General features: G+C 61.6%; 25 protein-coding genes. 13 read left to right on the forward strand and 12 right to left on the reverse strand.

The window, feature by feature from the left end; all coding sequences use genetic code 11:
• Positions 1 to 180: 180 nt before the first annotated feature.
• The 3 genes from pspA to pspG are packed head-to-tail and all read left to right on the forward strand — an operon-like array spanning position 181 to position 1318.
• Positions 181 to 843: a phage shock protein PspA gene (gene pspA / locus J9893_RS14850; protein WP_010672795.1), complete on the forward strand. Its 663-nt coding sequence runs from the start codon at positions 181 to 183 to the stop codon at positions 841 to 843.
• A 2-nt stretch (positions 844 to 845) separates the two neighbouring features.
• Positions 846 to 1052 (forward strand): PspC domain-containing protein, encoded by a 207-nt coding sequence (locus J9893_RS14855; RefSeq protein ID WP_210599883.1) that lies wholly within the window; start codon positions 846 to 848, stop codon positions 1050 to 1052.
• Between the two features lie 47 nt (positions 1053 to 1099).
• Positions 1100 to 1318, forward strand: a complete 219-nt coding sequence (gene pspG, locus J9893_RS14860) for an envelope stress response protein PspG (protein ID WP_010672797.1) — start codon at positions 1100 to 1102, stop codon at positions 1316 to 1318.
• A gap of 50 nt (positions 1319 to 1368) precedes the next feature.
• Here pspG and J9893_RS14865 read toward each other — a convergent pair whose 3' ends face one another.
• Both J9893_RS14865 and rarD read right to left on the reverse strand, forming a co-directional pair.
• Positions 1369 to 1704: a GIY-YIG nuclease family protein gene (locus tag J9893_RS14865; RefSeq protein ID WP_048209007.1), complete on the reverse strand. Its 336-nt coding sequence runs from the start codon at positions 1702 to 1704 to the stop codon at positions 1369 to 1371.
• Positions 1701 to 2594, reverse strand: a complete 894-nt coding sequence (gene rarD / locus J9893_RS14870; protein WP_045523128.1) for an EamA family transporter RarD — start codon at positions 2592 to 2594, stop codon at positions 1701 to 1703. Before rarD ends, J9893_RS14865 begins: the two co-directional genes overlap by 4 nt.
• Before the next feature lie 102 nt (positions 2595 to 2696).
• Here rarD and J9893_RS14875 point away from each other — a divergent pair, with 102 nt between their 5' ends.
• On the forward strand, positions 2697 to 3287 hold the full coding sequence (locus J9893_RS14875; protein ID WP_010672800.1) for a uracil-DNA glycosylase family protein: 591 nt from the start codon (positions 2697 to 2699) through the stop codon (positions 3285 to 3287).
• On the opposite strand, the gene J9893_RS14880 is transcribed toward J9893_RS14875, so the two are convergent.
• Entirely contained in the window at positions 3284 to 4141 is an 858-nt protein-coding gene (locus tag J9893_RS14880) for a DMT family transporter (RefSeq protein WP_041214395.1), read from the reverse strand. The genes J9893_RS14875 and J9893_RS14880 overlap by 4 nt on opposite strands.
• 91 nt (positions 4142 to 4232) lie before the next feature.
• On the opposite strand from J9893_RS14880, the gene J9893_RS14885 reads away from it, so the two are divergent.
• Complete coding sequence (locus J9893_RS14885; RefSeq protein ID WP_210599884.1) at positions 4233 to 5150, forward strand: LysR substrate-binding domain-containing protein; 918 nt, start codon at positions 4233 to 4235, stop codon at positions 5148 to 5150.
• A 104-nt stretch (positions 5151 to 5254) separates the two neighbouring features.
• On the opposite strand, the gene znuB is transcribed toward J9893_RS14885, so the two are convergent.
• Together znuB and znuC are read right to left on the reverse strand one after the other, a co-directional pair.
• Positions 5255 to 6034: a zinc ABC transporter permease subunit ZnuB gene (znuB, locus tag J9893_RS14890; protein WP_010672803.1), complete on the reverse strand. Its 780-nt coding sequence runs from the start codon at positions 6032 to 6034 to the stop codon at positions 5255 to 5257.
• 9 nt (positions 6035 to 6043) lie between these two features.
• Positions 6044 to 6808, reverse strand: a complete 765-nt coding sequence (gene znuC, locus J9893_RS14895) for a zinc ABC transporter ATP-binding protein ZnuC (protein WP_048209009.1) — start codon at positions 6806 to 6808, stop codon at positions 6044 to 6046.
• A gap of 94 nt (positions 6809 to 6902) precedes the next feature.
• Here znuC and znuA point away from each other — a divergent pair, with 94 nt between their 5' ends.
• Positions 6903 to 7841 (forward strand): zinc ABC transporter substrate-binding protein ZnuA, encoded by a 939-nt coding sequence (znuA, locus tag J9893_RS14900; RefSeq protein WP_210599885.1) that lies wholly within the window; start codon positions 6903 to 6905, stop codon positions 7839 to 7841.
• Positions 7842 to 7917: 76 nt separating this feature from the next.
• Positions 7918 to 8592: a transglutaminase-like cysteine peptidase gene (locus J9893_RS14905; RefSeq protein WP_041212317.1), complete on the forward strand. Its 675-nt coding sequence runs from the start codon at positions 7918 to 7920 to the stop codon at positions 8590 to 8592.
• Here the strand turns inward: J9893_RS14905 and J9893_RS14910 are convergent.
• Entirely contained in the window at positions 8587 to 9528 is a 942-nt protein-coding gene (locus J9893_RS14910) for a TAXI family TRAP transporter solute-binding subunit (protein ID WP_210599886.1), read from the reverse strand. The genes J9893_RS14905 and J9893_RS14910 overlap by 6 nt on opposite strands.
• The gene (locus J9893_RS14915) at positions 9525 to 10826 is read right to left on the reverse strand and encodes a LapD/MoxY N-terminal periplasmic domain-containing protein (RefSeq protein WP_210599887.1); all 1302 of its coding nucleotides are present in this window, start codon (positions 10824 to 10826) and stop codon (positions 9525 to 9527) included. The genes J9893_RS14910 and J9893_RS14915 overlap by 4 nt, the downstream gene beginning before the upstream one ends.
• Before the next feature lie 270 nt (positions 10827 to 11096).
• On the opposite strand from J9893_RS14915, the gene mepM reads away from it, so the two are divergent.
• Positions 11097 to 12434, forward strand: a complete 1338-nt coding sequence (gene mepM, locus J9893_RS14920; protein ID WP_210599888.1) for a murein DD-endopeptidase MepM — start codon at positions 11097 to 11099, stop codon at positions 12432 to 12434.
• Positions 12435 to 12497: 63 nt separating this feature from the next.
• Here mepM and J9893_RS14925 read toward each other — a convergent pair whose 3' ends face one another.
• A complete protein-coding gene (locus J9893_RS14925) occupies positions 12498 to 13442 on the reverse strand; it encodes a D-2-hydroxyacid dehydrogenase (RefSeq protein ID WP_045523137.1) in 945 nt (314 codons plus the stop codon).
• A 161-nt stretch (positions 13443 to 13603) separates the two neighbouring features.
• Here J9893_RS14925 and J9893_RS14930 point away from each other — a divergent pair, with 161 nt between their 5' ends.
• The 3 genes from J9893_RS14930 (at position 13604) to J9893_RS14940 (ending at position 16591) form a co-directional block, all read left to right on the forward strand.
• Positions 13604 to 14185, forward strand: coding sequence for a YjaG family protein (locus tag J9893_RS14930; RefSeq protein WP_010672811.1), 582 nt, complete (start codon positions 13604 to 13606; stop codon positions 14183 to 14185).
• A 225-nt stretch (positions 14186 to 14410) separates the two neighbouring features.
• Positions 14411 to 15754, forward strand: a complete 1344-nt coding sequence (locus tag J9893_RS14935; protein ID WP_041211769.1) for a potassium channel family protein — start codon at positions 14411 to 14413, stop codon at positions 15752 to 15754.
• A 237-nt stretch (positions 15755 to 15991) separates the two neighbouring features.
• On the forward strand, positions 15992 to 16591 hold the full coding sequence (locus J9893_RS14940) for a Yip1 family protein (RefSeq protein WP_029314835.1): 600 nt from the start codon (positions 15992 to 15994) through the stop codon (positions 16589 to 16591).
• A gap of 114 nt (positions 16592 to 16705) precedes the next feature.
• Here the strand turns inward: J9893_RS14940 and J9893_RS14945 are convergent, their stop codons facing one another.
• On the reverse strand, positions 16706 to 17038 hold the full coding sequence (locus J9893_RS14945) for a hypothetical protein (protein WP_041211768.1): 333 nt from the start codon (positions 17036 to 17038) through the stop codon (positions 16706 to 16708).
• A 382-nt stretch (positions 17039 to 17420) separates the two neighbouring features.
• Here J9893_RS14945 and J9893_RS14950 point away from each other — a divergent pair, with 382 nt between their 5' ends.
• Complete coding sequence (locus J9893_RS14950) at positions 17421 to 18914, forward strand: histidine-type phosphatase (RefSeq protein ID WP_210599889.1); 1494 nt, start codon at positions 17421 to 17423, stop codon at positions 18912 to 18914.
• 51 nt (positions 18915 to 18965) lie between these two features.
• Here J9893_RS14950 and J9893_RS14955 read toward each other — a convergent pair whose 3' ends face one another.
• Positions 18966 to 19838: an EamA family transporter gene (locus tag J9893_RS14955; RefSeq protein WP_210599890.1), complete on the reverse strand. Its 873-nt coding sequence runs from the start codon at positions 19836 to 19838 to the stop codon at positions 18966 to 18968.
• Positions 19839 to 19934: 96 nt separating this feature from the next.
• Between J9893_RS14955 and J9893_RS14960 the strand changes: the two genes are divergently transcribed.
• Positions 19935 to 20393, forward strand: a complete 459-nt coding sequence (locus tag J9893_RS14960) for an Lrp/AsnC family transcriptional regulator (protein ID WP_039039724.1) — start codon at positions 19935 to 19937, stop codon at positions 20391 to 20393.
• A gap of 87 nt (positions 20394 to 20480) precedes the next feature.
• Here J9893_RS14960 and J9893_RS14965 read toward each other — a convergent pair whose 3' ends face one another.
• A complete protein-coding gene (locus J9893_RS14965) occupies positions 20481 to 21101 on the reverse strand; it encodes a sugar O-acetyltransferase (protein WP_210599891.1) in 621 nt (206 codons plus the stop codon).
• The gene (gene treC / locus J9893_RS14970) at positions 21101 to 22765 is read right to left on the reverse strand and encodes an alpha,alpha-phosphotrehalase (RefSeq protein WP_210599892.1); all 1665 of its coding nucleotides are present in this window, start codon (positions 22763 to 22765) and stop codon (positions 21101 to 21103) included. The genes J9893_RS14965 and treC overlap by 1 nt, the downstream gene beginning before the upstream one ends.
• Position 22766 lies beyond the last annotated feature (1 nt).

The raw sequence follows: 22766 nt of genomic DNA on the forward strand, positions 1-22766 counted from the left end.
CGCTGGCTCCCTTTTTTATTGGTGAAAATCACCATCTTGTTGGTTTTTTTCACCACACCGTATCCAATAAACATCCATCGTTAACTTTCATCTAATTGTAAATAAAGGAAAAAACATTCTGGCACGGCTCTTGTAATGTCATGGGAAGAGAGTGACACCCTATCAACAAGGAGCCAGACCATGAGCGTATTCAGCCGCCTGACCGACGTGATCAATGCCAACCTGCACAGCCTGCTCGACAAGAGCGAAGAGCCGGAGAAGATGCTGCGGCTGATGATCGAGGAGATGGAGCAGGTCCAGGTCGAGATGAGAACCCAGGCCGCCCGCGTCATCGCCGAACAGAAACAGCTGGAGCGCCATCAGCAGGCGCTGCGCAACCAGATCCAGGAGTGGGCAGCCAAGGCCGAACTCGCCATCCAGAAGGGCCGCGAAGATCTGGCCCGTGCCGCCCTCACCGAGAAGCTGGCGGAGATGAAGCAGTGCGAGCGGCTGGAAGAGGACAAGGCGCGGGTGGCCGAAGTGCTGGCCCAGCTCACCGCCGACAGCGAGCGACTGGCGGCCAAGCTGACCGAGGCGCGAGAGAAGCAGAAGATGCTGACCCTGCGCGAGCAGACCGCCCACAGCCGCATCCGCGCCCGTGCCCAGGTGGACAACCAGCGCATGCACGAGCTGGTGGCCCGCTTCGACGGCTTCCAGAACCGGGTCGATCAGCTGGAGGCCCAGCTGGAGGCGGCGACCCTGGGGCAGAACCCGTCCCTCGAGGCCCAGTTCCGCGAGCTGGAGCTGAACGACGAGATTGAGCGGGAGCTGGCCCGGCTCAAGGGTCAGAAGGTGGAGGCATAACCATGACACCCTGGCCCAAGGATCTCGCCCATCGCAAGCTGACCGGGGTCTGCGCCGGTCTTGCCAGAGGGCTGGGGGTGTCCAGAGTGACGGTGCGAGTGGTGGCCCTGCTCGCCCTGATCCTGATGCCGCCGCTGGCCCTGGCGCTCTATCTGGTGGGGGTGCTCGTCATGCCTCCCCGCCGTGAACTTCAACGCTGGCTGGAGTGATCTCCGGATCGTCCCGTCGGCAAGTGCAAGCCCGTGAGGAGCACAACATGCTGGAATTTATCGTCTTGATCCTGGTGCTGATCGGCATGGCGCTGACCGGATTCACCGTGCTGGCCATGCTGCTGGTGAGCGGGGTCTTTGTGCTGTTTGGCGCCCTGGCCGGCATGTTTGCCCTCATCATCAAGCTGGCGCCCTGGTTGCTGGTGGTGCTGGTGGTGTGCTGGCTCCTCAGCAACAGGCGCAAGCAGTCGAACACCTACCGTTAAGCCTCCCTGATTTCGTATCCTTCCTTGGCCACTGCTTGCAGTGGCCCTTTTTATGGGGGCGACACAGGGTCGGTGTGCGGGGTGGCAAGCCAGGAAAGGCTCCAGCCGTGCCACAACGCCGGCTCGTGCACCAGGCGCTCCTTGAACGCCTTGCTCTGCTGCTTGAGGCGGTACTCGAGGCGCAGCGCCTCGCGTTTGCCGGGGACCTCCTGCTGCCATACCAGGGAGAGGGGCCCCTTGCCGCGCAGGGCTCTGGCCCCCTTGCCGCTCTGGTGCTGACGCAGTCGCCGCTCGGGATCCGTGCTGATCCCCGCATAGAGTGCTCCGGTGCCGGTGCGCACCAGATAGACAAACCAGCGGGAGGGAGTGGGGGTGGCGAGGGTCACGAGGTACGCCACCTGGCCCGCTGGCGCCCAAGCCGGTGCAGGGGCAGCAGGCTCACCAGCAGGCCGGCCCAGACGAAGGCAAAGCCCACGGATTTCACCGGATCCGGGATCTCGCCAAACCAGAAGAGGGCGAGCAGGAAGGCGAGGCTCGGCTCTATGTATTGCAGCAGCCCCACCGTGCTCATGGGCGTGCGCGCCACTGCATAGCAGAACAGCCCCACCGGCAGCAGGGTGGCGGGGGCGCTGCCCATCAGCAGCAGTCGCTCGGTCCAGTCACCGGCCATAAACTGGCTGGTGCCCTGCAAGGTCAGCCAGCCGATGATGAGAAGGGCGATGGGCAACTGCACCAGAGACTCCAGATAGAGGCTGGTTCCGGCGTCCAGTCTCACCTTCTTCTTGATGAGGCCGTAGAGGGCGAAGTTGGCCCCCATCACGAGGGAGAACCAGGGCAGCTCGCCGTAGGAGAAGAGCATGTAGGCGAGCCCCGCCAGGGCGAGCGCCACCGCCAGGTGTTTTTGCGGGGTGAGCTTCTCTTTGAGGAAGAGCACCGCAAAGGCGATGTTGAACAGCGGGGTCATGAAGAAGGCGAGGCTGGTGGCCAGCACCTGGCCCGTGGTCAGGCACCAGGTGAACATGCACCAGCTGATGGACATCACGGGGCCTGCCAGCAGCACGAGGCCGAGCTGCCGGGGATCGCCGCGCAGGGCCCCCCAGGGTACCCGCTGGCCGAGGAGCAGAAGCAGGCCTCCCAGCAGCACCACGGACCAGAGCACCCGGTGGGAGAGCAGTTCCCACATGTTGATCTCGGGCATGAACTGGTAATAGAGGGGCAGCATGCCCCACAGCACGAATGAGAGGGCCGCGCTGCCGGTGCCCATCCAGTTCTTCATCTCTCTCCGTTTATTAAACTAAACAATGGCGGCTGCATGATAAGTATCCGCCGCCCCTTTCACAAGCGGGAGCGGGGAGAAAACTCTGGTACTATCGGGCCCATGAACCGACTCGATCCCCTGTTTGAACAGATCCGGGCCTGCCGCCTGTGCGAGGCCCACCTGCCGCTCGGCCCAAGGCCGGTGATCCGCGGCAACGAGCGCGCCCGTCTGCTCATCATCGGCCAGGCCCCCGGCACCCGGGTACACGCCAGCGGCATCCCCTGGGACGATCCCTCCGGCGATCGGCTGCGCTTGTGGCTCGGGGTGGACAAGGCCACCTTTTACGATGAATCCCGCATCGCCATCATGCCCATGGGGCTCTGTTACCCCGGCAGGGGCAAGTCGGGGGATCTGCCGCCGCGCCCGGAATGTGCCCCCACCTGGCACGACAAGGTACTGATGCTGCTGCCCAACATCGAGCTGACCCTGCTCATCGGCCAGTATGCGCAGGCTTACTACCTGAGGGCGGCGGCGAAAGGATCGCTCACCGAGACGGTGCGACACTGGGCGGACTATGGCCCGGCCTGGTTGCCGCTGCCGCACCCGTCCCCGCGCAACACCCTCTGGCTCAGGAAGAACCCCTGGTTCGAGCAGGCAGTGATCCCCCATCTGCAGCAGCGGGTCGCCCCCCTGCTTGACCCGGCAGGCTAGAGCGCCGGCTCGGCCTGGGGCTTGGGCTTGCTGCGGGCCATGGCGACCAGCGGCAGTATGATGCACAGGCACCCCAACAGCAGCGGCAGCCCCGGCTGTTCGTCAAACAGCCAGACCCCGATGGCGACCGCCATCAGCAGCCCGGTGTACTCCGCTGAGGCGATCTTGCTCGCCTCCGCCTTGCGATAGGCCATCACGCACAGCCCCGCGTAGACCATGATGAGCGCCGAGGAGCCGAAGGCGGGCCACCACATCTGCCATTGCCACTCGCCCCCTTCCCACCAGGCCAGCGCCAGGATGAAGGGCATGCTCAGCACATTGGTGAAAAACAGGGTCTGGGCGATGGGCTGCTGGAGCGGGATGCGCTTGATCAGCAGGTTGTTGACCGCCAGAGAGAGCGCCACCCCGAGCGCCGCCAGGGCGGCCCAGTTTACCTCGGTCGGGCGCAGCACGATGAGCACCCCGACGAAGCCGAGCAGCGCCGTCAGCACCTTCTGGCGCGAGAGTGCCTCCCCCGCCAGCCAGACCGCGAGCGGCACCATCAGCAGCGGGGCGGCATAGAAGAGGGCGTTGGCGGTGGCGAGCGGCAGTCGGGTGAGGGCGACCACCATCAGGCAGACGCCGACGGCCCAGATGTGGGCCCGCAGCAGGTGCCACTTGAGGGCTACCGGCGGGTTGCGCCGCCAGGACCAGAGCAGCCAGGGGGTGAGCAACAGGGCCGCGGAGAGCTGGCGGAAAAAGACAAACTGGAAGATGGGCTGGTCCGGCTCCAGCACCTTGACCAGGGCATCGGAGAAGACCGCCACCATGTTGCCGAGCACCAGATAGAGGATGCCTATCCCGACTGCATTCATACCACCTCCAGATTCAGATGAGGGGAGGGTAGCCCGCGGCCTGTTATCCAGTAAAATGATAAAAAATCATCACGCATGAGAAATTTGGATAATGAAGCTGCCCCCCCTGCGCGCCGTTCAATATTTCGAGGTGGTTGCCCGCCTGCTGAGTTTTTCCCGCGCCGCCCTGGAGCTCAATGTCAGCCAGAGTGCGGTCAGTCACCAGATCCGTCTGCTGGAGGATTTTCTGGGGGAGCGGCTGCTGCTGCGCCAGGGGCGGCTGCTCTCCCTGACGCCCCAGGGGGAGATCTATTTCGAGGGGATCGCCGCCGGGCTGGTCCAGATTGCCCAGAGCAGCGAGCAGTTGCGCGGCGGCGGCGAGATGCGGGTGCGGCTCGCGGTCTACAGCTCCTTTGCTGTGAAGTGGCTGATACCGCGCCTGGCCGGGCTGCGCCAGCTCTATCCCGAGCTGGATCTCAGCCTGGAGATGGTGGCGGAAGATCCCGAGCTCTCCGACAGGGTGGCGGACGGTTTCATCACCGTCTCCCCCGAAGGGCCGGGTTACATGCACGATCTGCTCTATCGGGAGCGGCTGATGCCGGTGTGCAGTCGCCGGATGTGGCAGCAGGTGGAAGGGGAGTGGCCCGCCACCCTGTGGCAGTTGCCGCTGCTCTCCATCCAGGCTATCTACCGCGAGAAGGGGGAAGATTGGCGGCGCTGGGCCGAAATGGGGGGACTGACCATTCCCCCCGAGGCGAGGGTGCACCATTTCAGCCATATTCTGCTCGCGCTGGAGGCGGCGAACTGGGACCAGGGAATGGCGCTCATCAACGACTACATGTTGCAGCCGGAGGATCCGCGTCTGGTGCGGCTGCCCCTGCACGCCCTCGAGACCTGCGACAACTTCTATTTCGTCTTCAAGCGCTCGCGCGCCCATGAACCCGCCATCAGCCGGTTGCGTCAGTGGCTGTGGCAGGAGTCGCAGGCGAGCCTGAGACCCGGGGAAAACGAGCCTCTCAGGCGTGTCTGAACGGGCTGGGTGCCCTATGCAGAATGGACGGCACAGCCCACGACGAAGGTGTCTGATTCGGGAGGCCTGATGGCACTGGCGAGACCAGGGCCATCAGGAGCGGGTCAGGTGCGCTTGAACTGGCTCAGTACAAAGAGGGTGGTGGCGCAGACTACGACCGAGGGACCGGCCGGGGTGTCCTGATACCAGGAGAGGGCAAGGCCCCCCAGCACGGCGAGACAGCCTGTCAGGGCGGCAAAGCCGGCCATCTGCTCCGGGGTCTGGCTGAAGCGGCGGGCGGTGGCGGCGGGAATGATCAGCAAGGAGGTGATGATGAGCGCCCCGACGAACTTCATGGCCACGGCGATGACCAGGCCTATCAGCAACATCAGCACGCAGCGCAGTACATCCACCCGCACCCCTTCCACCCGGGCCAGCTCTTCCGAGATGGTCATGGAGAGCAGGGGATCCCAGAGCCGCCACAGGGTGAGCAGCACCAGGGCGCCGCCGCCGTAGATCCAGAGCAGGTCCATGGGCTGCACCGAGAGCAGGTCGCCAAACAGGTAGGCCATCAGGTCCACCCGCACGTTGTCCATGAAGCTCAGGGTGACCAGACCCAGCGACAGGGCGCTGTGGGCCAGAATGCCGAGCAGGGTGTCGGTGGCCACCTGCTGGTTGCGGCTCATGATGACCAGCAGCATCGCCATGGCGAGGCAGCAGACCACGACCGCCAGGGTGAGGTCCACCTGCAGCAGGATGCCGAGGGCGATGCCGAAGAGGCAGGCATGGGAGAGGGTGTCGCCAAAATAGGCCATCTTGCGCCACACCACGAAGCTGCCCAGCGGCCCGGCCAGCAGGGCGATGCCGAGTCCGGCCGCGAGGGCGTATAACAGAAAGCTGTCCACGTGAAGATCCTAGTTGTTGCGAGAGGGCAGGCGGATGACGGGAGCCTGCGGTTCATGATGATGGTGTTCGCCATCGCAGTGGTGATGGTGGGTATAGACCGCCAGCACCTCCCGCTCCGGTCGCCCGAACAGGCGGGCAAATTCCGGGTGACGGGCCACGCTCTCCGGCTCGCCGTGGCAGCAGACGTGGCGATTGAGGCAGATCACCTCGTGAGTGCTGGCCATCACCAGGTGCAGATCGTGGGAGACCATCAGCACGGCGCAGTGGAACTCGGCGGCCAGCTGGCTGATGAGGGCATAGAGCTCGATCTGGCCCGTGATATCTACCCCTTGCACCGGTTCGTCCAGCACCAGTAGCTCGGGCTTGACCAGCAGGGCGCGGGCCAGCAGTACCCGCTGCATCTCGCCACCGGAGAGCTTCTGCATCCGGTTGTCCAGCAGATCCTGGGCGCCGACCCGATTGAGCGCCTCCTCGATGGAGAGGCGGCTGTTCTTGCCAAGCTGCAGGAAGCGGCGCACCGTCAGGGGGAGGGTGGGGTCCAGATAGAGGCGCTGGGGTACATAGCCGACCCGCAGATCGCGGCGGCGGACGATGTCCCCCGAATCTGGGCGGAGCAAGCCCAGCACCAGCTTGCTCAGGGTGCTCTTGCCCGCCCCGTTGGGGCCGACGAGGGTGGTGATTTTGCCTTTGTTCAGGGTAAAGGAGACCTTGTCGAGCACGAGTCGTCCGTCAAATGAGAGACAGACCTCTTTCAGCTCCACCAGTTGGGTCATGACAGCTCCGGGGTTTACAGCCTGTGAGAGTTATAATATAACAGCGATGTTGGTTTGTTATATTATCACACACATGCTCCCTGACGAGACCTCTATGCGAATTCTTGCTCTGATCACTGCCCTGATGGCGGTGAGTCTGCCTGTCCGTGCCCTTGAGGTGCTGACCACCATCAAACCCCTGGGCTTCATCGCGGCGGCGATCACCGATGGCGTGAGCGAGCCCGGGGTGCTGCTGCCCACCGGCGCGTCGCCCCACGATTTTTCCCTGCGCCCTTCCGATATTCGCAGCATCAACGAGGCCGATCTGGTGGTGTGGGTCGGTCCGGAGCTGGAAGGCTTCATGGCCAAACCCCTTGCCCGGCATCCTCATGTATTGACCCTGACCCAGGTTCCCGGCATGTCGCTGTACAACTATGCGACCCAGGGGGAGCATGACGATCATCACCATGATGACAAGGATCATGACCATGCCGCCCATGACCACGGCTCGCACGACGAGGGCCATGAAGGGCACCACCACGAAGGGGTGGATCCCCACATCTGGCTGGGTCCAACCCAGGCCAAGGTGATTGCCAAGGCGATTGCAACCGAACTGGGCAAGCTGGACCCTGCCAACCAGGCACGCTATGCCGCCAATCTCGCGGCCTTCGAGGGCAAGGTGAACGCCCTGGACAAGGTGATCGCCGTGCAGATGGAGGCGGTGGATCAGAAGGGCTACTTCGTGTTCCACGAAGCCTATGGATACTGGGAGCGTCACTACGGCATGAGCTCCAAGGGACACTTCACCGTGAGCCCGGAGCGTCGCCCGGGAGCCAAGACGCTGATTGATATCCGCAAGGCGCTGGAAGAGAAAAAGGCGAGCTGCATCTACGCCGAGCCGCAGTTCTCCCCGGCGGTGATCGAGTCGGTTGCCCGCAATACCGGGGCCAAGGTGCTGCTGCTGGACGAAGTCGGCGAGCAGGTGCCGCTCGGTCCGGACGGTTATCCGCAATTCATGCAGCAGTTGGCGGACGCCTTCGCCCTGTGCCGCTAGGCCTTGCCCGACATTGACGATAGAGGCGGCGCGGCCAACTATACTGACCTCCAGCATCTGATATGGAGTGTCAGTCATGAAATGGTTGCTCGTCTCTGCCTGCACGCTGACCCTGCTGGGATCCGGCATACAGGCATCCGGTCTTTCCGAACACATCGCCAGCCCGGAACTCAGGGCAAAAATGCAGGCGGTCTATGGCGCCAGAGCGATCCAGCGGTCCGAGGCCTTCTCTCGTCTGCTGACGCCAAGGGCCGGAACGACGGACCAGCAGAAGCTGGAGCTGGTGAACAACTACTTCAACAACCTGACCTACAGCGAGGATCCCAGACTGTGGGGGGATGATGATTATTGGGCCAATCCGCTGGAGTTCATCGGGGCGAGAGGAGGGGATTGCGAGGACTACAGCATCGCCAAGTACTACACCCTGATGGAGCTGGGGGTCGACGAGAAGAAGCTGCGGCTGGCCTATGTGAAGGCAATCCGTTACAACCAGTTCCACATGGTGACGTTGTACTTCCCGACCATCAAGTCAGATCCCCTGGTACTGGACAACATCAATGGCCGCATCCTGCCGGGGAGCAAGCGCAATGATCTGCAGCCGGTTTACAGTTTCGATGCCAAAAGCATCTGGATCATGAAATCCCGCCGCGAAGGAACCCTGGCGGGGAGCGCCGATCGCCTGGCCCAGTGGACCTCGATGCAGAGCCGCTTCTCCAGCGAGCATCTGCGCTCCCCCCGTCGCCAGCTATAACTTGCCCGCCGCCTTCAACTCCTCGAAATATTTTGCCGCGCCCGGATGCTGTTCGACACTCAGCACCGGGCCTATCTTGTTGCGCGCCTTGTGAAACAGGTTCGCATAGCCATAGGTCTGTTCGTTGAAACTGGTTTGCTGGCTCAGCATGGCCCGGGTAAGCCGATAGACCTCGTCATCCGGAGTGGCGGCATTGGTCACCAGGGTGGCGGCGATGGCGAAGGTCGGGGTTGCCTTGAGGTTGCCCGGGTAGATGCGTGCCGGCACCTGGCTGCGCTGATAATACCTGACCCCCTTGAGCAGCTGGTCCCTGACGGGCCCCTCGATCGCCAGGAAGCGCACGTCGCAGCGCTTGGCGGTGTCGAGCACGATACGGTTGGGATGACCCATGACGAGGCCATAGGCATCGATCTGTTTACTGCACAGTGCTTCGGAGAGATTGGCGACGCTCTTCAAATCGAGATCCTGCTCCTTTGCACCCAAGACATTGAACAGGGCCAATGCCGTTTGACGAGTCCCTAAACTCTTCAGGCCCATGTCGATGGGGGCCAGCTTGAGCTGCTCCAGGGTGGTGATATCCCCATCGGCTCGCACCACTATGGTGAAGGGCTCTGCGTGGGTGGCAAAGAGAGCCCTCAGCTCGGGTTGTGGTTGGGCAACGAAAGGCCCCGTGCCCTGGCTGGCCTGATAGAGCCAGTCTGACTGGACGAGGGCATAGGGGACCTCTCCCGCTTTCAGCTGGCGGAGATTTTCGATGGACCCGGAGCTGGCCTGCAGTTTGCAGGGCATCGTGGGGTCACTTTTTTTGGCCAGTCTGCAGAACTCCTTGATGACCTGGTAATAGATGCCTTGCTCCCCCCCTGTGCCTATGGTCATGGTGGTCGCGTGCAGGGTCGGTTGCCACAGCAGGGCGAGCAGCAGCAGCGGGATCCTCATGATGCATTCTCCTGAGTGGCATAACCATCGATGCCCCAACTGCGCAGCATGTCTACATCGCTCACGTCGCCGGCTTCCGCCAGCAAGGTGTAGCCGGAAGCATGGAGGCATTGGGAGAGCAGGTTCCAATAAAGGGGGGATTGGGTGAGCTGGCAACTGATGAAGACGGGTCTGATGGGGTCGAGCCTGGCCAGATTGTCATTGTTCATCGGGATATTGCTGAACGCCAGCTCAATCCCCTGGGACTGGAGTGCAGTCAGTCGCTCCTCGGCCAGGGGAGGGAAGATAGCCAGATCCCAGCGCCAGTCCAGTGTCTTGCCACGAGCGCTGGCCAGCACGGGGGCAAACTGCGCCCAGTCTGGATGGCCGAGCAGGCTGAGAGGCAGCTGGAGCCCTTCCGCCTTCTGGGTCAGCCAGTCGTTGAGCAGCGCCCGAATTTCATCCGGCGAGCTGTCCGTGGTGGGGGGGTGCTTGGGTAACAGGCGGCTGTAGAGCCTGATACTCCCCTGAGTGGAGAAGAAATGCTGCTGATAGGTGTTGCCATCGGTGTCGACCAGACCAACGAGCTTCTGGTGGGTCGGGAGGGCGTCGTGCTTGCCAAGCTGGGTGATCTTGAGCCGCTGTTGCAGCAGGTCCCGCTTGCGTTCGGAGACCAACTGGTTGATGGAGACGACGACTTCCTGCAATTCGCGAAGCCACGGGGTTGGCAGGTTGCCGCTGAACTGGCGTTTGCGGATCCGGGTTAGCTGCAGACTGACTTGTTCGAGGGGGAGCATCAGGCGGCGGCACACCCAGGTGATCACCAGGCTGAACACCAGCAGGCCGACGAGCAACGCGAGCCCGGTACGACTGATGGCGTTCCACAGATGCTGGTAGGCGTAACCCTTGTGTCCCTCGAGCGTGAGGGTACCGAGAATGCGCCAGCCGTCAGTCAACTCCTGCTCAATCTTGACCGGCGGCATGTCGATAACAGAGGGGAGCCAGCCTGGAATATTTTGCTGTGCGGTGTGGAACACCTTCTGGAACAGCACCTGGCCATCCGGATCCAGCAGGACGACGGAGTTGACGAAACCTCCGTCGAACATGGCGTTCACTATGGTCTCGGCAAGGACCTTGTCATCGTTGAGCAAGGTACCCTGCAGCACCAGCCCCAGCGCGGTGATGGCGGTTTCAAGGTTGGCCGACATCTGGTCGAGAATAGACTGTCGTACCGTGGTGATCTCCAGCACGAGCAGCAGCGCGGCGCCGATGGTGAAGAGGATCAGAATGATTACATTTAACAATTTTGCCAATGACATACCCACTCCATGGAGATGTTTTTGCAACATTTTCTGGGCCGGAGAGCGCCACAACCGGACTTGGTTCTTAAAAATAGAAAAAAATGGCTGAAAATGACGATCATTTCTGCCCATGCTGGAAGGTTATGCATAAAATGTGAGTTTCGTGCATGGAGCTATGAACTTTTTGTAAGTATTTAGGTCTAAAAGCCAGATATTCGGTTTTCATAATAAAAACTCATAAAAACAGACCCACAACCACCACCCTTAGATCTAATAACAGGATAGCGGATGAAACGTCTCCGTCCCTTGGTAGCCCAGGCTGCCAATTGGGAACCCCCGGTTCCCCGCAAGCATTTCTATGCCATGCTATTGCTCACGGCCATGACGCTGTCAGCGGTAGCCGTATTGCCAGCTCCCGGTGACATCCTGGAGCGGCCACTGCGTCTGGAGTTGCCGATCGCCACCACGGGCACCGCAACCAACGAAGACAACACCGACTTCAACGACATTCCGGATCACGAGCTGGTCGAGTCAGCTGCTCCCGAAGACGACATCCCGGCGGAAGCCACGCCTCAATGGCAGGATTACCGGGTGCGCAACGGCGAGAACCTGACCACCATCTTCAACAACCTGGGGCTGTCCACCACCACCCTCTACAAGGTGCTGGATGCGGATGCCAAGAACAACCTGGCGCGTCTCAAACCCGGTCAGACCATCGAGTTGCTGATCGATCAGGACAACATTCTGCAGCAGCTGAAGATCCGCCTGAACATCAAGCAGACCCTGGTGCTGGAGCGTACCGACGACACCTATAGCGCCAACATGCTCAATGAAGAGGTGGAGTGGCAACAGAAGAGCTATGACGGTGTCATCAACGGCAGCTTCTACGTCAGCGCCCGCAATGCCGGGATCCCGGCCAACCACATCCAGAAGATTGCCAACCTGTTCCAGTGGCGCCTCAACTTCGCCAAGGATTTGAAAAAAGGTGACAAGTTCAAGGTGCTGGTCCGTCAGGAGACGGTCGAGGGCAAGAGTACGGGCAATACCCAGTTGCTGGGGGTCGAGGTGTTCAGCCAGGGCAAGGCCGTGTCAGCCTGGTTGTCGGAAGATGGCAACTATTATGACGGTCAGGCAAACAGCCTGGAGCGCGGCTTCCGCCGTTATCCGACTCACAGCCGTTACCGGGTCAGCTCCAGTTTCAACCCGAATCGCCGTCATCCCATTACCGGGCAGGTCCGGCCCCATGAGGGGACCGACTTTGCCCTGCCAGTAGGCACGCCCATCATGGCGACCGGTGACGGTGTGGTCCTCAAGGCAACCAGCCACCCGCTGGCAGGCACCTATGTCGTGATCAAGCACGGCCGTACCCTGATGACCCGTTATCTGCACCTGAGCAAGCTGCTGGTCAAGCCGGGCCAGAAGGTGAAGATGGGTGACAAGATTGCCCTCTCCGGCAACACGGGCCGCTCCACCGGTGCTCACCTGCACTACGAGGTGCGCATCAACAACCGCCCGGTGGATCCCATGAAGATCAAGCTGCCGATGGCGGAGCCGCTCTCCGGCAAGGACAAGCGTCAGTTCCTCGCCAAGGTGAAGAGCTACCGCAAAGAGATGGAGGCGGGCTGAACGGCTCCCTCCTGACGAAAAAGGCCCCGCCAACTGGCGGGGCCTTTTCATTGCAGAACGGCTTCAATAACCCTTGTCAAAGTCGATCCGGCCGTCCAGCTGCTGACCATCGATGAAGCGGATGTAGTTGCGGATGAAGATCTGGGCCACATCTTCCGGGAAGCTGTAGGCGCTGTTGTGGGGCGTCACGATGAGATTGGGCTGGTGCCAGAGCGGGCTGTCAGCGGGCAGGGGTTCCTGCTCGAACACATCGAGCACCGCCATGGCGGGCTTGCCGGCTTGCAGTGCCGCCAGCAGCTCCCCCTCATGGACGGCATTGCCCCTGCCGACGTTGAAGAAGATGGCGCCCGGTTTGCAGTGGCCGAAGCGTTCGGCGGTGAAGAGATGGCGTGTCTCGCGGGTGGCGGGCAGCACGCTGACGATGACATCGGCCTGGGCCAGCATTTTGTTGAGTGCCGGCAACTGGTACACCTGATCGAACCCGGCACGTTCACGGCCACTGTGGCTGATGCCGAGCACCCTCATGCCAAAATGTTTGCCGGTGTGGGCTATATGCTGCCCTATGCTGCCGGTGCCGAGCAGCAGCAGCGTCTTTCCCTTCAAGCCCTGATAGGGATGGCTCTGCCAGACGCCCTGTTGCTGCTGCTCGCGATAGAGTGGCAACTGGCGGGTCAGGCTGAGCAGATGGCCGAACACATACTCGCTCATCAAGGGGCCGAAGATGCCGCGGACATTGGTGAGCAGGTAGTCGCGGCGGCAACTGGCGTCCAGCAGCACATCGACCCCGGCATAAGTCGACTGGAGCCAGCTGAGCTTGCCGGCCTTGGCCAGCAGCGGCTTGGCCCGGGCAGGCTCGGCCATCAGGATATGAGCGTCACCGATAAGCTGTTCGGCCTCGGCCTGATTGTCGGCCCGAAGAATGTGCAGATGGGGAAGATGGGCCGCCTTGAGCAGGCGTTCATAGTGGCTGTTGTCCTGACTCAACAGCAGCAGGGTACGTTGGCTCATACTCTTGTTCCTTATCGTGTTTATGGCAAGGCGAGAGGGATGCTGTCTCCATCTTACCCCAGTTGATCGGGCAAGATAGTCGAGCAGGGCGCTTTTTCATTTTTAGACGGGGCCCTCGTGGGCTACAATCTGCCCCACATTTTGCAAAGGATCCGACTCCAGTGTTTGGTGACAAGTTTTATAAGCGACTGGCCGAGCTGCAGCCCTGGCAGCAAACCGTCTATACCCTGGCGCTGGCAGAGCGCATGTACCCCAACTATGTGCTCTTTACCCAGGCCTCCGGTTTCGGGGATGCGAGGGCATTCCGTCACGCGCTGGATCAGATGTGGAACTACCTGACGGTCAAGGGATCCCGCGTCAATCTTGGTGCCATTCTGGAAGCGTTTGAAGTCTACATTCCCGATCCCCGCAAGTTTGAATCCTACGGCGCCTATCCGGCACTGGACGCCTGCGTGGCGCTGGGTTGTGCCTACAACTCGGTGATCTGCCGGGTGGGGGAAGAGGCCAACGACGCCAGCCATGCGTCTGTCGGCACGGTCGCCGGCTTCATCGAGATGCTGGAAGAGCGGGACCTCAGCGATGATGAGCTCTATGAGCACGAGTACATGGAGGCGGAGCTGGAGTTCCAGGTCGAACTGCTCAAACGGGTGGCCCATGAACGGGACAGCGACCGCATCCTTGCCATCCGCGCCTTCGCGGCCCAAGACGGCGTCTCCAACATCGGCATCAGCCTGGAGGCGTAACGCCATCGCGTACTGCCCATAAAAAAAGCTCCCGGTCGGGAGTTTTTTTTATCTCTGAGCGTTCATTTTTTGGTGTGTGAGAAAGCATTTATGCATTTTTTTCAAATGGTTAACTTTTTTTCTCCTGATTCTTAGGGGCCATTCGTTGCTGTTGTAAGCTCGCTTCTATTGGTTGCACTTGACAGAGAATCACCGACGAGAACATCTCCATTACTGAGGTCATCTATGAATGCAACAGAGCTTTGGCAGCTTTCCCCCGAGCAATTCAACGAGTGGCGGCGTGAGAACGATTATCCCCGTATCTGGGCGCTGCTGGTGGCGTCGCTGCCCGATTTCGACGACTGGATGGCGGAGCAGAAGATAGAAAAAAGCGTGATCTTCCAGATCGGCATCGCCCGCTTCATCAGCTCCCGCTGCGTGCTGAGCCTTTGTGTCTACATGAGCGACGACAAGGTCCGCCTGTATGAGAGCGCCTCGAGTGCACTGGAATCCCTGCGCAAGAGCGGCCTCATCCGCTCGGAGACCCGTTTCGAGCCTTACAGCATGTGGCTGGCGGGAAAACATGGCAATGACGAGGTGAAACGGGTGCAAAGCCTGCTCTCGGTCTCGGAGAACAACAAGGGGGAGGCCCAGGTGCTGGGCAAGCATCGTCTGCTCAACATCGGCGGTGTTGCCCTCAAAAGCCCCATCATCTCCGGCCGGTTGCTCGATTTTACCTGTCTCGACGAGCTCTCTCTCGATGGGGCCGTCAACAACTCCAAGGTTTATCTGTGGCACTGCTCGGCCAAGGGGGTCAGGGTCAATGGCGGGGTGATCGGGCTCGATCTGTTCGACTCCCTGCTGTGGGACCACAGGGCCTGGGCCAAGAAGCGGGAGCTGGCGCTGGAGGACGGGGTCTTTCAGGACTTCACCATAGAGTGCGAGGAGATCCGCTTCCACTCCTCCCGGGCGGTGCTGAAAAACTTCAGCGTCAGCGCCAAGAACTTCGATGCCACCATGGAGCACACCAACCTGGACAAGGTGGAGGTGGTCTACAACGACAATGGGCGGATCGACCACAACGAGGCGAGCAAACTCTATCGCAATGCCAAGCGTCTCTTCTCCAGCGTGGGTGACACAGTCGATGCCGGCGAGTGTTACTACAAGGAGAAGCTGCACGAGATGAAGTCCCTGGCGAGCCCGCGGGAGCTGTTCCGGGAGCGCTGGTTGCGCAGCGGTCCGATGACGAAGTGCTGGCTCTCCCTGCTGTGCTATCTCAAGTGCGCTGGCAAGTTCATCAGCTTCATCACCTGGGGGTTTGGGGAGCGTCCCATCAGAAGCCTGCTGATGTCGATGGGGGTGATCCTGCTGGCGACCCTGACCTATTTCCTGGCGCCGGAGTCTGCAACCCACGGCCATCTGGGGCGCTCCCTCTATTTCAGCATCGTCACCTTCGTGACCCTGGGTTATGGGGACATCTCCCAGACTTCCTCGCCGCTGCAACTGCTGTCGGCCATCGAGGCCTTCTGCGGCATGTTCCTGACCGGTCTCTTCCTCGCGGGTTTTGCCTCGAAAACCAAGCAGTATTGACGGGAGTGCCAGCGGCGGGTGCCATCAGTGCCCGCCTCCGGTGCCCTCCTGCTGTCTTCCCATCCCTCCCGGCTGGCCCGGCGACCTCGCTTGACGCAGCGGCGGTGGAGCGACTTTATTTAAAGTCATCGCATGCCATGGCAAGCGATGGCACCGCCAGCGCCCGGACATGACGCAATCAGAGGAGAAAGCCCGGTATCGATCCGCCAACCACCGATGTAGAGAAGGAATAACGCTATGATATTGAATCACTTATGGGGATTGTATGCCCATCCCCACACCGAATGGCATACCATAGACGAGCGGCACGACAGCTTCAGAAACAGTCTGACCCACATCCTGCTCGTGGCCCTTATCCCTCCCATCTGCGCCTATTATTCCGCCGTTCACATCGGCTGGAGCATCGGGGTCGGCGATCCCATCACCCTGACCGCCAACAGCGCATTCAAGCTGTCGGTCGCCATGTACGTGACCCTTATCATCGGCGTGCTGGCACTCTCCTATCTGGTGCACTGGATGGGGCATACCTTCGGCTCGGATCCCAGCTACACGACCTCGCTGGAGCTGGCGGCCTACACCTCCACGCCACTCTTCATGGTGGGCTTCTCCGCTTTCTTCCCGCATCTCTGGTTCGTGATGCTCATCGGTCTGGTCGGGCTGACCTATTCCGTCTACCTGCTCTATATCGGCGTGCCCATCCTGATGCACATCACCAAGGAGCAGGGATTCATCTACGCCAGTTCAGTGGTGACGGTCGGCCTGGTGTTGCTGGTCTGCGTGCTGGCTGCCACGGCCATCCTGTGGGGATCCGGCTTCGGTCCCGTCTTCACCCAGTAGCCGTGTATGCCGACGGCAACGACGACAAGGGCGCCTTGATGGCGCCCTTGTCGTTGATCTCTCGCCTGGTCGGCGTGTCTTTGCCAGACCCGGGAGGGACGTCGTCTGCGTTGATCAGCGGGGATTGCCGCTGCCGATGCCGAACGGGATGCGGTAATCGCTGCTCTGATCGCCGAGGCTGACGGTCAGGTTGCCCTGGGCGCGGTTCGGGATCTGTACCTGCTGGGTGCCCATCAGGTTGGCGTGGACCGATGCCACCAGATCACCGGATTCATCGCGCACCTCCAGCATGGGGTTGGCTTTGCCGGCCATGGCGGCGCTGGCATGCCAGTTCACGAACAGCACACCCGGGGTGGCGTTGAAGTCGGCGGGGACGGAAGCCTGGGCAACACCGGCACTCATCAGGCCTGCAACGGCCAGCATCTTGATCACGTTTTTCATGTTCATTCACTCTCTTGGTTTTTATGTCATTGGCAAGGCCTGACAGGCCTGCATCAATGCATCCATGCAAGAGGTCATTCAAATGGTGTGTTGTTTTGTCACGGAGGTTTGTCGCCCATATGTATGGGGGACTGCCATGAACGACCAGTTGTTTTGCGGCTTGGCGCTCCTGCCTAAGCGATGTGTGAATATTAAGCGCCTCACCCGGTCATTGTTAGCGAGATAAACTGGCCTACACGTTCAAAAAATATGAATGATGTTTTGTGGGGGGACATAGACGGGTTGGAGGGGAGTCACCCTTCCGGAGAGAGGTGCATGTCCCAGACCTGACACCAGATTGTCACATCCGGTGCGTACTGTGCGGCTTCATTTTCACACTGGTTCAAGGATGACTATGTTTCGCGTTTCTTCCCTTGCCGCCTGCGTGGCGGCCACCCTGCTGAGCGGCTGCCATTCGGGCAATGACTCTTCCTCGCCTGCCGTCGGCGACTATCAATACAGCACCAAGGCGGTCTATGCCGCCCGTCAGGCAATGAACAGCTATGAGGTTGCCCCTGAAGGCTTTAGTCCCGTCTTCACCGAACTGGTGGCACGCCACGGCTCCCGCTCGCTGTCCAGCCCCAAATACGACGTGCTGACCAAGCTGGTGTGGGAGGAGGCCGCGAGGCAGGGGGCCTTGACCGAGCTGGGCCAACGGCTCGGCGCCAAGGTGGACGCCGTCACGGCCGCCAACCAGACCCTCGGCTATGGCCTGCTGAGTGCGCTCGGCAAGGAGGAGCACGCCAACCTGGCGACCCGGCTCGCCGAACGGCTGCCCACCCTGCTGACCACTGAATCGACTCCCCTCTGCCTCAAGGTCGAGACATCGGGCAAGGATCGCGCCAACGAAAGCGCCTACTTCTTCATGCAGAGCCTGGCCAAACGGGTCTCTCTGGTGACGGACAGCCCCGACTGTTACGTCAGCCAGGAGAACCCTTCCGAGATCGACAAGGGGCTGCGCAACAAGTTCGAGCTCTACTTCCACAAGACCGAGCCACAGGGGGAGTACACCCGGTATCTGCCCACCTTCCAGGCCTATCAGGCCTTTGTCGGGGACGAAGACAACGGGGTGGCTCCTGCTCCCGAGCTGACCGAGGTCCTCGATGCGCTCAAGGCCCTGCCCAGGACCCGGGTGATGGCCCGCGAGATGCTCGAGCGTCTCTACAGTAAAGCCTTCGTCGACGAGCTGGCCGCCGGGGTGGATTATGTGGCGGTGAATCCGGAAGACGGCGGCAAGACCCATGTGCGCGACGAGGTGGACGCCGCCCTCATGCTCTACAACCTCTTCATCATCGGCCCGGGGATGATCCGGGAGGCGCAGGCACAAGGCGGGTCCTGGGATCTCGAGCAGTTCATCACGCCAGAGGAGTCTGCCTGGTTCTCCTACCTTTCCGATGCCGAGGACTTCTACGAGAAGGGGCCGAGTCTTGCCAGCCAGAGCGTCACCTACGCCGTGGCCCAGCCCCTGCTTGACGGCCTCTTCAACGAGGTTCAGACCCAGGTGGTGGAAGAGGCGGGTGAGCATGTCGCCAAGCTGCGCTTCGCCCATGCGGAGACCCTGATCCCGCTGGCGGCCCTGATGAAGCTGGCAGGGAGTCGCCAGAGCGCCCAGCCCGGCGTGCTGATGAGCCAGGAAAACAACGAATGGCGTGGCGGCTGGGTCTCTCCCTATGCGGCCAATATCCAGTGGGATGTCTACCGCAACGAGGCCGGCCGGGTGCTGGTGAAGATGCTTTACAACGAGAAGGAGATCGCCTTCAAGGCAGGCTGCGCCCCCATTGCGGTGGGCAGCTTCTTCTATGACTTCGGCGAGCTCAAACGCTGTTACGACTACTCGTCCTGATGCGCTCGTGCCATCCCCGGGGCCGGTCATCGCCGGCCCCGTTTTTTTGGTTCAGGCGGAGCCGGCTTGTCGACGACCCGCCTGCCAGGTGGTGCCCATGGAGGCGGCGATGATGGCGGCTATCCCGAGCCATTGGGACGGGGGCAACTGTTCGCCCAGCCATACCAGTCCCATCAAGGCTCCCATGGCCGGTTCACCGCTGGTGAGAATGCCGTAGCTCTTGAGGGGAAGGCGGCGCAGGGCAAACATCTCGAGAGAGTAGGGGATGGCGCTCGAGAGCAGCCCCACCCCGATGATGGTGAGGATCACGGGGACGGTGAATGACGCCTCGATCGCACCCTCCAGCCCGAAGGGCAATACCAGCAGGGTGCCCACCCACATGCCCAGCGCTGGAGCTTGTGCGCCCAGCAAGGCTCCTGCCCGCTTTCCGGTGAGCATATAGAGCCCCCAGAAGAGGCCAGCCCCGAGAGCCAGTGCGGCACCCAGGGGATCGATGGCCTGCTGTGTTGCCCGCAGGGGCAAGAGCAGCAGCCCGGCGATGGCCAGTATCAGCCAGATGAAGTCCGCCCGGTGGCGTGAGGAGATCAGAGCCACCGTCAGGGGGCCGATGAACTCGATGGCCAGGGCTACGCCGAGGGGAATGCGTGCGATGGCCAGATAGAAGAGCAGGTTCATGGCCCCAAGCGACAGGCCGTAGGGGATGGCGCCCAGCAGGGTGCGTCGGTCGAGGGGGGCACGCCAGATGCGAAACACCAGGGAGAGGAGAAGGGCGGCGCACCCCAGCCGGAACAGGATCGTACCTGCGGCACCCAGCAAGGGAAACAGGGATTTGGCCAGGGAGGCGCCGAGGGTGATCGACAACATGGCGAGCAGGACGGCCAGAAGAGAGGAGAGGGCATTGGGATTGGGTTGCATGGTGTTCATACCGGGCAGGACGATGAGCAATAAGATATATCTGGATACTTGGGTAAAACCGGTCTAATACTGGCCTTGTGCGATAATTTTTATCTAATGAACCCCATGACCGACAAATTTGATCTGCTCATCCTCGCCGAGCTGCAACAGGATGCCCGTCTGCCCACGCCGGAGCTGGCCCACAGGGTCGGTCTTTCCGCCCCAGCCTGCTACCGCCGCGTCCGCGCCTTGCGGGAGTCCGGTCTCATCGAGCGGGAAGTGGCGCTGGTGGCACCGTCCACCATGGGCTGGCCCATCACCATGCTGGTGCTGGTGACCCTGGAGCGGGATCATGGCCGCATCGTCGATGAGATGATCGCCAGCCTGCAGCGGGAACCCGAGGTGATGGATCTCTGGTATGTGACGGGGGAGCAGGACTTCGTGCTGCAAGTGGCCGCCAGGGACATGCAAAGTTACGAGCAGTTCACCCGTCGGGTGCTCCATGCCAGGGATCAGGTACGCAGTTTCAAGACTCTGGTGGTCATGGGCCAGCACAAGCGTTGCGGCGCCTTGCTGCCCGGGTAAAGAGGGGGTTGCGCCGAAGCCTTGCCGGCATTGCGGGAGCGCCGTCAGGGAAACGAACAGGGGCAGGTACGGCCTGCCCCTTCTGTGTCAGCCAGGCTCTCCGGGCGCCAGCTCCTCTGCCGTCATGGGGCGCAAGACCCGGCAGGGATTGCCGACCGCCACCACGCCTGCCGGAATGTCTTTGGTGACAACTGACCCCGCCCCGATGACGCTGTTGTCCCCTATGGTGACGCCCGGGCAGATGACGACGCTGCCCCCAATCCAGACGTTGTTGCCGATGCGCACCGGCTTGCCGAACTCCACCCCCTTGATGCGAGGCGCTACCGCCACCGGGTGGGTAGCGGTGTAGATCTGCACTCCGGGGGCCAGCAGCACGTTGTCGCCTATGTGTACCTCGCACACATCCAGGATGGTGCAGTTGAAATTGGCGTAGAAATTCTCGCCGACAAAGATGTTGGCGCCATAGTCGCAGAAGAAGGGGGGCGTGATGAAACAGCGTTCTGCGCGGCCACCCAGCAGGCGGGTGAGGCGCTCATCCCAGCCAGGGGCATCGGTTCGCTCTTGGTTCAGTTCTCCCAGCAGGGCGCGGCACTGCTCCCGCGCAGCCCGCAGTTCGGGGTCCCCTGCATCATAGGGCGCTCCCGCCACCATCTTCTGCCACTCGGGGCCACGCACGGCGGGCCGCTGCACTGTCGTTGCGTCAGTCATCATTGCTCCATCAGCCAGATCAGGGATTCGTAAGGGCGCAGCTTGCAGGATTGCGGGCGGGCCGGGCTATCCGGGTAGTTGCCAAGCAGCAGTCGCCCCTCCCCGCTTTGCAGCTCGGCAGGCAGGGCAAACTCCACCGGCTCGCCGTAGAAGTTGCTCACCACCAGCAGGGTCTGACCGTGGGCGCGGCGGGCATAGGCCCAGATCTGCGGGTGCCCGGTCAGCAGCTCCTGATAATCCCCCTGAGTGAAGATGGGGTGCGCCTTGCGAAGGGCGATGAGATCCCGATAGTGCCAGAACACCGAGTGCTGGTCGGCGAGCGCCGCCTCGGCGTTGATCTCGGGGTAGTTGGCGGCTGGCTTGAGCCAGGGCGTCCCGCTGGTGAAACCGGCGTTGGAGGCGGCGCTCCACTGCATCGGGGTGCGCGAGTTGTCCCGGGACTTGGCGCCGAGAATGGCGAGGATCTCGGCCTCGCTCATCCCTTCCGCCTGCTTGATGGCGAAGATGTTGCGGCTCTCCACATCCTGATAGTCGTTGATGCGCTGATAGCCGGGGTTGGTCATGCCGATCTCCTCCCCCTGATAGATGTAGGGCGTCCCCTGCAGGCCGTGCAGCGTGCTGGCCAGCATTTTGGCGGCGACCACCCTATACTCGCCCTCATCACCGAAACGGGAGACGATGCGCGGCTGATCGTGGTTGCACCAGAAGAGCGCCGACCACCCCTTGCCATGCATACCGCTCTGCCAGTGGTTGAAGATGCGCTTGAGTTCGAGGAAATCGAACGGGGCCTTGGTCCACTTGTCGCCGCCCGGGTAATCCACCTTGAGGTGATGGAAGTTGAACACCATGGAGAGCTCGGAGCCATCGAGGGCGCCATAGCGCTGGCAGTGTTCCAGGCTGGTGGAAGACATCTCGCCCACCGTCATGGCCCCCACGGGGGCGAAGACGTCGCGGCTCACATCCTGCAAAAATTCGTGGATGCGCGGCCCGTCGGTGTAGAAGCGGCGGCCATCCCCCGCCTCGTCGTCAGGGAATGCCTGATCCTTGGAGATGAGATTGATGACGTCGAGGCGGAAACCGTCGACCCCTTTCTTCGCCCAGAAATGGATGATCTTCTTCACCTCGGCGCGCACGGCCGGGTTCTCCCAGTTGAGATCCGCCTGCTCGCGGGCAAAGAGGTGCAGGTAGTACTGGCCGGTGGCCGGATCCAGCTCCCAGGCGCTGCCGCCAAACTTGGATTGCCAGTTGTTGGGCACGCCGCCGTCCACCGAATCTTTCCAGATGTAGTAGTCGCGATAGGGGCTGTGCTTGTCCCCCAGTGCCGACTTGAACCAGGCGTGCTCGGTGGAGGTGTGATTCACCACGATATCCATCACGATGCGGATGCCGCGCGCATGGGCGGCGGCCAGGAGCGCTTCGAAATCGCTCATGGTGCCGTAGGCCGGATCAATATTCAGGTAGTCGGCGATGTCGTAGCCGTTGTCCACCTGGGGGGAGACATAGACCGGGGTCAGCCAGAGGGCATCGACGCCGAGGGTCTTGAGGTAGTCGAGGCGGGCCATGATCCCCTTGAGATCACCGGTGCCACGGGCGCCGGAATCCTGAAAGCTTTTGGGGTAGATCTGGTAAATCACGGCGCTTTGCCACCAGGGTGTCTGTGTCATG

Source organism: Aeromonas sp. MaB10011B (assembly GCF_017939325.1).
GTDB lineage: Bacteria > Pseudomonadota > Gammaproteobacteria > Enterobacterales > Aeromonadaceae > Aeromonas > Aeromonas caviae.

Bases quoted from the DNA above. Each gene is read 5' to 3' on its own strand.
- treC (WP_210599892.1), bottom strand. From the start codon at position 22,765: ATGACACAGACACCCTGGTGGCAAAGCGCCGTGATTTACCAGATCTAC.
- znuC (WP_048209009.1), bottom strand. From the start codon at position 6,808: ATGACCCAACTGGTGGAGCTGAAAGAGGTCTGTCTCTCATTTGACGGA.
- J9893_RS14910 (WP_210599886.1), bottom strand. From the start codon at position 9,528: ATGAGGATCCCGCTGCTGCTGCTCGCCCTGCTGTGGCAACCGACCCTG.
- J9893_RS14940 (WP_029314835.1), top strand. From the start codon at position 15,992: ATGATATTGAATCACTTATGGGGATTGTATGCCCATCCCCACACCGAA.
- pspG (WP_010672797.1), top strand. From the start codon at position 1,100: ATGCTGGAATTTATCGTCTTGATCCTGGTGCTGATCGGCATGGCGCTG.
- J9893_RS14855 (WP_210599883.1), top strand. From the start codon at position 846: ATGACACCCTGGCCCAAGGATCTCGCCCATCGCAAGCTGACCGGGGTC.
- J9893_RS14950 (WP_210599889.1), top strand. From the start codon at position 17,421: ATGACTATGTTTCGCGTTTCTTCCCTTGCCGCCTGCGTGGCGGCCACC.
- J9893_RS14915 (WP_210599887.1), bottom strand. From the start codon at position 10,826: ATGTCATTGGCAAAATTGTTAAATGTAATCATTCTGATCCTCTTCACC.
- pspA (WP_010672795.1), top strand. From the start codon at position 181: ATGAGCGTATTCAGCCGCCTGACCGACGTGATCAATGCCAACCTGCAC.
- J9893_RS14945 (WP_041211768.1), bottom strand. From the start codon at position 17,038: ATGAACATGAAAAACGTGATCAAGATGCTGGCCGTTGCAGGCCTGATG.
- J9893_RS14885 (WP_210599884.1), top strand. From the start codon at position 4,233: ATGAAGCTGCCCCCCCTGCGCGCCGTTCAATATTTCGAGGTGGTTGCC.
- J9893_RS14925 (WP_045523137.1), bottom strand. From the start codon at position 13,442: ATGAGCCAACGTACCCTGCTGCTGTTGAGTCAGGACAACAGCCACTAT.
- J9893_RS14905 (WP_041212317.1), top strand. From the start codon at position 7,918: ATGAAATGGTTGCTCGTCTCTGCCTGCACGCTGACCCTGCTGGGATCC.
- J9893_RS14935 (WP_041211769.1), top strand. From the start codon at position 14,411: ATGAATGCAACAGAGCTTTGGCAGCTTTCCCCCGAGCAATTCAACGAG.
- mepM (WP_210599888.1), top strand. From the start codon at position 11,097: ATGAAACGTCTCCGTCCCTTGGTAGCCCAGGCTGCCAATTGGGAACCC.
- J9893_RS14955 (WP_210599890.1), bottom strand. From the start codon at position 19,838: ATGAACACCATGCAACCCAATCCCAATGCCCTCTCCTCTCTTCTGGCC.
- J9893_RS14960 (WP_039039724.1), top strand. From the start codon at position 19,935: ATGACCGACAAATTTGATCTGCTCATCCTCGCCGAGCTGCAACAGGAT.
- J9893_RS14965 (WP_210599891.1), bottom strand. From the start codon at position 21,101: ATGACTGACGCAACGACAGTGCAGCGGCCCGCCGTGCGTGGCCCCGAG.
- rarD (WP_045523128.1), bottom strand. From the start codon at position 2,594: ATGAAGAACTGGATGGGCACCGGCAGCGCGGCCCTCTCATTCGTGCTG.
- J9893_RS14875 (WP_010672800.1), top strand. From the start codon at position 2,697: ATGAACCGACTCGATCCCCTGTTTGAACAGATCCGGGCCTGCCGCCTG.
- J9893_RS14880 (WP_041214395.1), bottom strand. From the start codon at position 4,141: ATGAATGCAGTCGGGATAGGCATCCTCTATCTGGTGCTCGGCAACATG.
- znuA (WP_210599885.1), top strand. From the start codon at position 6,903: ATGCGAATTCTTGCTCTGATCACTGCCCTGATGGCGGTGAGTCTGCCT.